Source organism: Desulfatitalea alkaliphila (assembly GCF_022968795.1).
Lineage (GTDB): Bacteria > Desulfobacterota > Desulfobacteria > Desulfobacterales > Desulfosarcinaceae > Desulfatitalea > Desulfatitalea alkaliphila.
Genome location: NZ_JALJRB010000002.1, coordinates 363,124 through 372,857, shown reverse-complemented (window position 1 = coordinate 372,857; position 9,734 = coordinate 363,124). Strand labels below are relative to the sequence as shown.

Below are 9,734 nucleotides of genomic sequence, written 5' to 3'. Positions count from 1 at the left end.
CATGCAAAGAAATTAATCGTATGGATCGAAGATACAAATCCAACTACAAAATGAGCGTAAAAGTCAATTTGGAGTATATAAAAGAGCATGGGTTAAAAGAATTTACTAAGAAACAGTATCAAGGGTACCACTGTTCGAACTGCGGTGCACTGAAATCAGTTCATAATAGAAGGTGCTTTAAATGTGAATCGATTCAAAAATTAGTGGAAATAGAGAAGATTTGAATATCAAAATGAAATTGGCACATAACAAGCGCTTTCACAGCCGACCGGGCTAGTCAGCGGCAACTTACAAGGGCTTTCGGGAAATGGATCAATCGGCTGCTTAAAAACTCATTGCTTCCTCGTGCCCGGCGGTTGAAGCGCAGCGTTATGGCGCGGTGAGCCTCTAAAAAGCCATATATTTGTATTGACAAATAGCCATTCCAGATACAATCTATACGCATGAAAAAGCGAACTGATTTTGAATGGGATCAAGCTAAGGACCTGATTAACCAAGATAAGCATGGAGTGTCCTTTGCTTTGGCGCAGCTCGCTTTTCTCGATCACAACCGTGTCATTCTAGAGGATCTTGAACACAGTGATCTTGAAAAACGGTTTTATTGTCTCGGCAGAGTAGCTGATGGAATTATGACGGTGAGATTCACCTATAGAGACAAAAAAATCAGGATTTTTGGTGCCGGATATTGGCGGAAAGGCAAGCAAATATATGAAAGAGAAAATAAAATACACTGATGAGCCAATTGGAAAAGTAAGGGTGATTACCGATTTTCTACCTTCACCGGAGCATCTCGCGCTAAAGGACGAAACCGTGAAGGTGACCCTATCACTTAGTAAAACAAGTGTCGATTTTTTTAAAAAAGAAGCCAAGAAATACAATACACAGTACCAAAGAATGATACGCAGATTGCTTGATGAATATACTGCTAATCAATAAAGTGGAATCCATAACCAGCGCGTGTATACGGACGCGCGGAAGATCGCCGCGCGCCGGTAACGCGCAACGTCCGGCTAACATTACAAATGTTGCGATCAAATAGGTATCTAATGGGCAAGAATATTAAAACCAAGAATAATTCAAGTGTTGACGAGGGATTGGTCGCAATGTTCCTCAAGATGTCACCAGAGGAACGTTTAAAATCGAACGATAACGCAGTACGCGCTATTTTGGAATTAAGAGATGCCTACAAATATCAAAAAAACGTCGGAAGCGGATCTAAGCGCCATAATTGAAGGCCTTATAAAGGCAGATGTGAAGTTCATCCTTGTCGGTGGACTTGCTGCAGTAATTCAGGGCGCACCGGTAACAACAATGGATGTGGATATTGTACATAGCCGGTCTCCCGAGAATATTTCTAAACTCTTTGCATTCTTAAAATCCATTGATGCAACCTATCGCCGTCCAGACGATAAAATTATCGCGCCGAAGGAGGAGGACTTTTCTGGGATGGGGCATGCGCTTTTTTCGACCCGAATAGGACCACTTGACGTCCTGGCTTTTATCGAAGAGAGGAAAGCTTACGAAGATCTTCTCAAGCATACAATAGAAATTGAATTCAGAGGCCATACTATTCAAGTTCTCGACATCAAAATGTTAATTATGCTTAAAAGAAAATCCAAAGATCCAAAGGATAAGCAGCGACTTTCTGTTCTTGAAGAAACACTGCGACAATTGGAAAAAATGTAGGTCATGATCCCGGCATGAAAAAGCATCAGCAACAAATACAACCATCCGTCGAACCTCATGGATTGACACGATCCCGAAGGGTCGTTTCAATCCAATGTTCAAGAAGCCCGGGTCAAAAGATGGCACAAAAATAGTATAAGGGGATTTGTTTGAAAGTTTTTTAGATGGTGGCATCCCGGCCAGAGGGTAGGCCGGGGTGACACCGCAAAGGGAGAGCAAAAGAGTCTAAGATGCCTGTCAGACCCGCAATGTCGAAAAGATTTACAGCCTGTTTTTCGAGCAAATGCTTCAATCAAACGCACTACTACGAGTCCGACAAGGGTACCTGAAATCGGAAGGTGGAAAACGGCCTTCAAGCAGCGTCGTTTTTTATCCAGCACCGCACCATGGCAAGCGTAGGGGCAGGATAAACGCATGATAGACGAGATCGCCGCCGCACGCTCGGCATTTGGGCACAAAACGAGAGATGCTAATCGAGCGCGAAGCGCGGGACACCGCCGCCGCACAGTGTTTAATGCTCTCGGCCACGGTTTTTATCGATACCGACGATCCGGGGCTCATAAAACCGTAATAGCGCACTTTCATAAACCCGGAGGGCAGCACATGCTGCAAAAACCGATGCAAAAACGCCATGACCTCCAGCGACATGGTGCGCCACCGGTTGCTACGCTGTTTTTTATACTTGAAAAAGATGCGCCGATCCTCGATTTTGACGATGCGGCTGTTGGAGATGGCGACCTTAAAGACGTATGGAGCCAGGTACTTGATGCTCTTTGCACCGGCACCGACCATCCGACAGTCGACCACCCAGGCTAGCTTCCAGACGTCCGGGCAGATGGTGGAAGCAAGCCCATCTTTTTGCATTGCATCCCGGAACTTGGCCTTGAAGATTTTGGACATGGCCCGCACCGGCAGGAAAAAATGATCGAACGAGCGATGCCATCGGCCGTCCGATTTGGTCAATGCGCCGGCGGGTACCACATAGTGGAAAGGAGGATGGTAGGGCATGGTGCGCCCCCAGGTGTGCAGCACCCCGAAAAATCCCGGCAAATCTGCGCCGATGAACTTGTCGTTTCGTGCAAGCGTCTTTAGCGTCTGCGACGATGCATCGAACATGGCTGCATAGCATCGGCGCTGATGACGGCGAATAAAGCCGCGGATGGCCTCGGGCATCGTGAAGGTGATCATGAAATGGTTCACCGGCAGTTGCTCGGCAAGCCGCCTGGCCAGCCACTGGCGGGTTTTCTGTCCTTGACAGTTGGGGCAATGCCGGTTGCCGCAGCAACGAAATACGCTATGGCCTTTGCCGCAATCGTCGCACCGAAAAAGCGTCGCACCATAATATTCGGTTCGGCAGTTGACGATGGCATCGATGACCTTGCGATGGTGTGCCGGCATGTTGTGGCCAAAACGCTGCACATACTCCGGGCCATAATCGCGCATGATCTGCTTAAGCGTTGCCATGGTCGAATCCTTTCATCAAAGTGTCGATGATCGCATAGGCGTCCTCGGCCCCCTTTTGGGTCAGATGAAAGTAGGCCATGGTAGTCTCCAGATTGCCGTGGCCCATGTATCGTTGAATGACCCTGGGATTGGTGCCCGCTTCGAGCAGATGGGTGGCATAGCAATGGCGCAACGTGTGCACCGAAACCCGGCGCTTATTGATCCCGGCAGCGTAACGGGCCTGCCGGAAAGCGCCTTGCACGCTTTCAATGGACATGTGCGTCTTGGAAACAGCGCCCTTATTGAGTCCCCGGCCCAGCGCCGGGAAAACCAGCGCAGGATTTTTATGTGTGACCCAGTACCTGCGAAGCAAAGCGAGCGTATCGGCCGGCAGTGGCACGAAGCGATCTTTTGCCCCTTTACCGCGATGGACATGGAGCATCATGCGTGATTTGTCGATATCGGCCACCTCAATGGCCAAAGCCTCGGACAATCTGAGCCCGCAGGCATAGACCGTCGACAAAAAAGCGTAGTTGTGAAAGGTCTTGACCTTGCCCAGAATCCGAAAGACCTCCTCGCGGCTCAAAATGCACGGCAGACGGCGCTCCCGCTTGGCGTTAAGGTAATTGAAGGTGTGCCAATCGCGCTCGAGCACATTGGTAAAAAAAAACTTGATGCCGCTTTGGGCGATTCGCAGGGTGGCAGCCGACCATTTATCCTTGTTGCGTCGGTGTAAGAAATAGTCCTGCAGCTGCTGTTCGGTGATCTTTTTGGGGGAAAGCTTGTAAAACTCGACCAGTTGGCGCACCGAACGCGTATAGCAATGCTGAGTGCGTTCGCTCATACCGGCAAGCTGAAGGGCCTTAATCGATTGTTGGTAATAATCTTTCATGGTATGCCTCCTATATAATGGTGGATTTGTCATCCGCCCCATGCGGACGACGCCATAAAAGGATACCAGGAATGCAATTGAATTGTTAAATTCGGGTGGGATCCGGCGGATAGGACTTTTATGTGAGGTGCTTCGGGGCACCCCTGCCGCGTAGCGGCTTACTTGAACAACCGGTTGCAGCGGACGGTACGCTGCGCTGCTCGCCGCTGAACCGGTGCGTTGGGCGGAAAAGGGAAAGCGCTTATGCATAAAGCCCAAGTAAGATGAGAGGCGGACAAAAGCAGTATTGAAATCGGGACCGGGATCGGGATCGAAATCGATTCAGGTCCGTTTTGCGCCTCGTTTCGCTTCGATTTCGATAGCGATCACGATAGCGATCCCGATTTCGATTTCCAACGGGGCAAGCCCCAACTTGGGTTTTGTGCATAACCACTAAAGGGAAACATAATGAAGAAAACAATCTTATATCGGCTATTCGGGTTTGGTTCTGTCCCCAAAAAAATACGCCCAGTGCTTGAGCAAGAAGGAATCGTTGTTTTTGATGAAGGCATTGTAGGCTGGTTCGTAACAAAGAACGTTAATGGCCCGGGCAAGCGATATCGTCACCGCACTGAGGGATTTTCTGGTTGGCTTGCAGTAACGAAGGTGCGAGTGGTCTGCTACACGTACGGGAAGCGTCAGATAAATATCTCTGTTGAAGACCCCAGGATAGCACACCTGTATGTTGATACCCCAGAAGAACAAAAGTTGTGTCTCTCGTTCGAACCATCAAGCTTTCGAGAAGAGTGGAAAGGTGTGATTGAATTCCGATTCAAAACAGAAAAAGCGCACCTATTTCGTGATGCGCTAATGACAATCGGCGCCCAGCAAGGCACTTCAGCGGAAGCGGGAAAGCCTCGCCGCTGAGTTTTGCGTTATCGCGCCGAGCAAGACTCGGCACATCTTGCAGGGTGAAGGTTTTTGTCGGGAGGGAATCCGTAATGATTTTCTGTAAGGGTCGGCCACCCACCCGTATCGAGCCTTGGGGCCATGGCGGAGTTGCCCGCAGGTTTAGGGCAGAGAACAAGATGGTCTAAGCGCAGGCAGGTAACCCTGCAGGCCGATGGGGAGGTGGCGCTCCCTGAAGTGCTGGTACAGCTTCGAAATGACAATCGCGAACGCCGAGGGTTTTGCCGTACGCCGAAGGCAACGCTAAGCGTAATAAAGGAATCTGATATGGAAGGGACCGCAATACCTGAAGTCGGCAAGTCTGCCGAAGCTTTTTTTGCTTCCGGATTTTATTGTGCGGAGAGTGTTGTCCTAGCTATTGCAAGGGACATGGGCATTGACTCAGAGGTTCTACCCAATGCGGCTACCGGCTTCTGTAGCGGTATGTCCCGAACGTGCGGGATTTGCGGTGCACTCACGGGCGCCATCATGGCCGTGGGCTTGTCATTGGGCCGCTCAACCCCAACGGATTCGGTTGCGCCTGCCTACATCGCAACCCAGCAACTCGTTCGGGCTTTCGAAAGCGAGTTTGGCAGCCGCGACTGTTCGGTGTTGTTGGGTGGCTGTGATTTGAGCACGCCGGAAGGACAAGAGATGTTCACGGCGCAAGGGCTTGGCCGGCGCTGTCAACAGATCACCGGCAAGGCTGCTGAAATGGCAGCGCGCGTGCTAGTGGCCAAAAGATGACCTAACCCCCTATTTCCAATGATGGCCGAAAGATGGATCGCAACCGCACAGCGCCCGACCTTCGGCGCATCCTGCCAAATATCAACTTGCGCGATTGAACCGTGCTTGGGTATATTCGTTTTATCGGCACCTTGATTGCGGCACCTGCCGAATAACGAAAACGCCTTGCATTGCACCCGGCGGGTTTTGCAACCGGCCTGTTGTGCACATTGCCCAAACGCCTGTCCGGCGCCGTGTGACCGAATAACGACAATCGCCCTGCCGGCTCTCTCACCTTCTCCTTCTCCTTTTCTCGGACCGGCTGCGCGAACATCCCTGCTGGATCCCGGCGTATGCAGCAATCTTGTTGCCGATGCCCCATATTCCACGACCTTCCGCAGGGTCGCATGAAAGAAACAAACCCATATTCGAAGGAGGAACGCCCTATGGCCGGGATACGTTTGCTGGTTAAAGCCGATGCCAAGATCGGTCACGCCCTTGCGGCGGCGGCCACCCCGTTGGGACCCATGGCCCTGCGGTTGCGCCCTTTACTTCCCTATTCCAGCGCCATTGCGGGGTTGGGCCTGGCCGGCGGGCAGGACTGGTACGTCGCCGAGACGGGAGAGGAGATGGACCCGTCGACCGCTTGGGAGGAGTGCCACAAGCTCAACGATCCGCGGCAGGAAGCGTTCGCCGCGGCGGCCGGAGCGGCCGGTATCACCTATGCCGAGCCCGACTGGCCCCAGGTCTGGATGCCGGCGGAGACGCCCGAATCGGTCTCGCCTTTCGGCATCGTGGAAGGGTGCGCCACGGATCAGAGGTGGATGGACCACAAGAAGGTGCCCCACGGCGAGCGGCCCGATTGGCATTTGGAGGACGGTTTCAGCGGGTTGCGTGCCGCGCGCAAGGCCGCGCGGGCGGACAATCCGCGGCGGGTGCGCATCGGGCACCTCGATACGGGGTATGATCCACAGCACCGGCTCCGGCCTCCCGGCTTGGCGACGCCCGATCCGCTGGAGTTCAACGTTTTGGAAGGGGAAGATCCCCACCGTGCCGTGGATCCTTTCGTTACCGGCATGCTCAAGGCGCCCGGCCACGGCACCGGCACCATCGGCATTCTGGCCGGCGGCATGTTGAGCGATCTGTTCTTTCCGGATGCGGAGACGGGCGATTATCTGGGCGGTGCTTACGAGGCGCGCATCATTCCCGTGCGGGTGGCCGCCTCGGTGGTGCTGTTCTACACCAGCGGCTTGGCCCGCGGCTTGGACTACATCGCCGCGCCGCGGGGCAAATCGGATATGCGTTGCGATGTGGTCAGCATCAGCATGGGGGGGGTGGCGTCGGCGGCCTGGACCGAGATGGTCAACCGGGCCTACGACCTGGGCATCTGTATTTTCGCGGCCGCCGGCAACAATTTCGGTGGCCTGCCCACGCGTCGCCTGGTGTACCCGGCGCGCTACGAACGGGTCACGGCGGTGTGCGGGGTGATGCAGGACGGCCGCCCCTACTATGATTTGGGACTGCGCACCATGGCCGGCAACCATGGTCCGGACAGCCGCATGGATACGGCCATCGCGGCCTACACGCCCAACATTCCCTGGGCGCGCTGGGGCTGTGCGCGGGCCTACCGCTGGAACGGCGCAGGCACCTCGGCGGCCACGCCCCAGGTGGCCGCGGCGGCGGCACTTTACATTCAGAAGCATTTCGATGCCATCGCCGCTTACCCCAAGGGGTGGATGCGGGTGGAGGCGGTGCGCAAGGCCCTATTCGACGCGGCCCGCAAAAACACCCGCGACGACTGGCGTACCTACTTCGGCAACGGCACCCTGGATGCGGCCGCCGCCCTGGCGGTGCAGCCGGCCAAGGCCTCCGAACTGCGCAGGCGCGAGCCGGATTCGGCCACCTTTCCTTTCCTGCGGGTGCTGACCGGATTAGGGGCGGCGCCGGCCGCCGATGAAATGGTGCACTTGGAGATCCTGCAGCGCACCCAGCATTCCAAGACACTGCAGGAGATCATTCCCGATCCCCATCTGGCGGCATCGCGCATCGCCAAAGGTGTGCAGCGTCGCTTCTTCGAGGCGCTCATCGCCGACCCCGAGGCCTCCGGCACCGTGAAGCAATACCTGGCCGGGCACCTCAAGGGCAAGGTCAAGGCGATACCGGCGGCCGCGCCTTCCAGCGCGCCGCGGCCGACCATCGCCCTGACGGCCCGCCGGGCCGCGCCGCCCTATCGAAAACTGCGCGGCTATGCCCTGGATCCCAGCCTCTCCACGGAGCTGGCCCACGTGGCCATCAGCGAAACCACCTACAAGGTGCTCTGGGAGTCCGATCTGGCGCCCGGCCCCGTGGGCGAGTACTTGGAAGTGGTGGATTTCGACTATTCCGAGGACACCCGTTACGCGCCGGTGGACCTCAATGACCGCGACATTCTGGCCCAGGACGGTTTGGCGCCTTCCGAGGGCAACCCCCAGTTCCACCAGCAGATGGTCTATGCGGTGGCCATGTCCACCATCGCCCATTTCGAGGCCGCCCTGGGCCGGCGCATGCAGTGGGCGGACGCCGATGGCGATTTCGTGCAGCGGCTCAAAATATTCCCCCACGCCATGCGCGATCGCAACGCCTTTTACAGTCCCGACCGCAAGGCGGTGCTGTTCGGCTATTTCCAGGCCGGGGACGGCGACCCCACGGCGGCCTATCCCGGCGGCCGGGTCTACACCTGCCTTTCCCATGACATCATCGCCCACGAGGTCACCCATGCCTTGCTGGACGGCATGCACCAGGGGTTCCGCGAACCGAGCAACCCCGATGTGCTGGCCTTCCACGAGGCCTTTGCCGATATCGTGGCGCTGTTTCAGCAATTTTCCCATGTGGACGTGGTCAAGCGCCAGTTGGCCGCGGTGCGCGGCGCACTGGAGATGGAGAGCCTGCTGGGCAACCTGGCGCGCCAGTTCGCCCGGGCGACCACCGGCCATGCCGCCCTGCGCAGTGCCTACCGCGCGTACACGCCCGAGGGATCGGAAAAATTGCAGCCCGATCCGGCCGCCTACCAGAATGTCATGACGCCCCACGATCGCGGCGCGCTCTTGCTGGCCGCGGTTTACGATGCCTTCACGGCGATCTACCGCAACCGGACCGCGGACCTGGTGCGCCTGGCCACCGCCGGCAGCGGCGTGCTGCCGCTGGGGGCCCTGCATCCCGACCTGGTCAACCGGCTATTCGAGGAGGTGGCCAAGACCGCCGATCACGTGCTGGGCATGTGCATCCGGGCCCTGGACTACTGCCCCCCCGTGGACATCACCTTCGGCGATTTTCTGCGGGCCTTGATCACGGCCGATTACGACACCGTGCCGGACGACCCCTTCCACTATCGCATCGCCTTCGTCGAGGCGTTCCGCAAATGGGGCATATACCCTCGCCGGCTGCCCACCCTCTCCATCGAAACCCTGCTCTGGCAGCCGCCCCCAGGGGGACGCAAGCCGGTCCTGGGGCGAATATTCGATCTGCTCTCCGGCTTCATCGCCAAACGCGGGTTTACCGCGACGCGCCGGGAGTTGTTCGAACAGTCCAGCGATTGCAAGGACGCGCTGCGGCGGGAGCTGGACGGCATTCTTGAAGAGTCTGGCGTGTCCGCCGATCTGGCCGCCGCCCTGGGGCTGAATCCCGAACTGGACTACAGCATCGTTCGTCTGCGTATTTCACAGAAGATTTCGCCCCAGGGGGATTTGCACCCCTCGGTGATCGTGGGCATCACCCAATCCGCCGAGATGCCCGGCAGCGCCGTGCCTTTCCGTGGCGGAGCCACCCTGATCGTGGATCTCAACCGGGCCGAGATTCGGTACTGCATCACCAAGAACATGAACAGCATGGAACGGCGCGACCGGCAGACCGACTACGCCCAACGGCTCACCCTTTACCGAGACACACCCAAAGAACCTTTTGCCATTCTCCACGCGCGCACGGAAGGCACGGAAGGGACGCCCTTAACTTTTTAACTTAAAAAGGGAAAAACGATAACCCCAAGACTTTACAGGGCTTGAAATTATAAAAGTCTACCGCGTCT

9 protein-coding genes are annotated in these 9,734 nt (G+C 56.1%); 7 read left to right on the top strand and 2 right to left on the bottom strand.

Going from position 1 to position 9,734, the window contains the following annotated elements; translation table 11 throughout:
* From MRX98_RS03610 to MRX98_RS03595, 4 genes are all read left to right on the top strand, one after another.
* A partial coding sequence (locus MRX98_RS03610; protein ID WP_246903052.1) for a hypothetical protein occupies positions 1 to 224 on the top strand: 224 nt, incomplete at its 5' end.
* 219 nt (positions 225 to 443) lie between these two features.
* Positions 444 to 734: a BrnT family toxin gene (locus tag MRX98_RS03605; RefSeq protein WP_246903051.1), complete on the top strand. Its 291-nt coding sequence runs from the start codon at positions 444 to 446 to the stop codon at positions 732 to 734.
* Positions 676 to 936, top strand: a complete 261-nt coding sequence (locus tag MRX98_RS03600) for a CopG family transcriptional regulator (protein ID WP_246903050.1) — start codon at positions 676 to 678, stop codon at positions 934 to 936. Before MRX98_RS03605 ends, MRX98_RS03600 begins: the two co-directional genes overlap by 59 nt.
* Positions 937 to 1,179: 243 nt before the next feature.
* Positions 1,180 to 1,686: a hypothetical protein gene (locus tag MRX98_RS03595; protein WP_246903049.1), complete on the top strand. Its 507-nt coding sequence runs from the start codon at positions 1,180 to 1,182 to the stop codon at positions 1,684 to 1,686.
* A 369-nt stretch (positions 1,687 to 2,055) separates the two neighbouring features.
* Here MRX98_RS03595 and MRX98_RS03590 read toward each other — a convergent pair whose 3' ends face one another.
* Together MRX98_RS03590 and MRX98_RS03585 are read right to left on the bottom strand one after the other, a co-directional pair.
* Positions 2,056 to 3,150, bottom strand: coding sequence for an IS91 family transposase (locus MRX98_RS03590; protein WP_246903048.1), 1,095 nt, complete (start codon positions 3,148 to 3,150; stop codon positions 2,056 to 2,058).
* Positions 3,137 to 4,063, bottom strand: coding sequence for a site-specific integrase (locus MRX98_RS03585; protein ID WP_246903046.1), 927 nt, complete (start codon positions 4,061 to 4,063; stop codon positions 3,137 to 3,139). The genes MRX98_RS03590 and MRX98_RS03585 overlap by 14 nt, the downstream gene beginning before the upstream one ends.
* Before the next feature lie 405 nt (positions 4,064 to 4,468).
* Here MRX98_RS03585 and MRX98_RS03580 point away from each other — a divergent pair, with 405 nt between their 5' ends.
* The 3 genes from MRX98_RS03580 (at position 4,469) to MRX98_RS03570 (ending at position 9,666) form a co-directional block, all read left to right on the top strand.
* Entirely contained in the window at positions 4,469 to 4,927 is a 459-nt protein-coding gene (locus tag MRX98_RS03580) for a hypothetical protein (protein WP_246903044.1), read from the top strand.
* A 309-nt stretch (positions 4,928 to 5,236) separates the two neighbouring features.
* Complete coding sequence (locus MRX98_RS03575; RefSeq protein ID WP_246903042.1) at positions 5,237 to 5,695, top strand: C-GCAxxG-C-C family protein; 459 nt, start codon at positions 5,237 to 5,239, stop codon at positions 5,693 to 5,695.
* A gap of 425 nt (positions 5,696 to 6,120) precedes the next feature.
* Positions 6,121 to 9,666 (top strand): S8 family serine peptidase, encoded by a 3,546-nt coding sequence (locus MRX98_RS03570; protein WP_246903040.1) that lies wholly within the window; start codon positions 6,121 to 6,123, stop codon positions 9,664 to 9,666.
* The last annotated feature ends 68 nt before the right edge of the window (positions 9,667 to 9,734 follow it).

Bases quoted from the DNA above. Each gene is read 5' to 3' on its own strand.
- MRX98_RS03575 (WP_246903042.1), top strand. From the start codon at position 5,237: ATGGAAGGGACCGCAATACCTGAAGTCGGCAAGTCTGCCGAAGCTTTT.
- MRX98_RS03590 (WP_246903048.1), bottom strand. From the start codon at position 3,150: ATGGCAACGCTTAAGCAGATCATGCGCGATTATGGCCCGGAGTATGTG.
- MRX98_RS03605 (WP_246903051.1), top strand. From the start codon at position 444: ATGAAAAAGCGAACTGATTTTGAATGGGATCAAGCTAAGGACCTGATT.
- MRX98_RS03595 (WP_246903049.1), top strand. From the start codon at position 1,180: ATGCCTACAAATATCAAAAAAACGTCGGAAGCGGATCTAAGCGCCATA.
- MRX98_RS03570 (WP_246903040.1), top strand. From the start codon at position 6,121: ATGGCCGGGATACGTTTGCTGGTTAAAGCCGATGCCAAGATCGGTCAC.
- MRX98_RS03580 (WP_246903044.1), top strand. From the start codon at position 4,469: ATGAAGAAAACAATCTTATATCGGCTATTCGGGTTTGGTTCTGTCCCC.
- MRX98_RS03585 (WP_246903046.1), bottom strand. From the start codon at position 4,063: ATGGGGCGGATGACAAATCCACCATTATATAGGAGGCATACCATGAAA.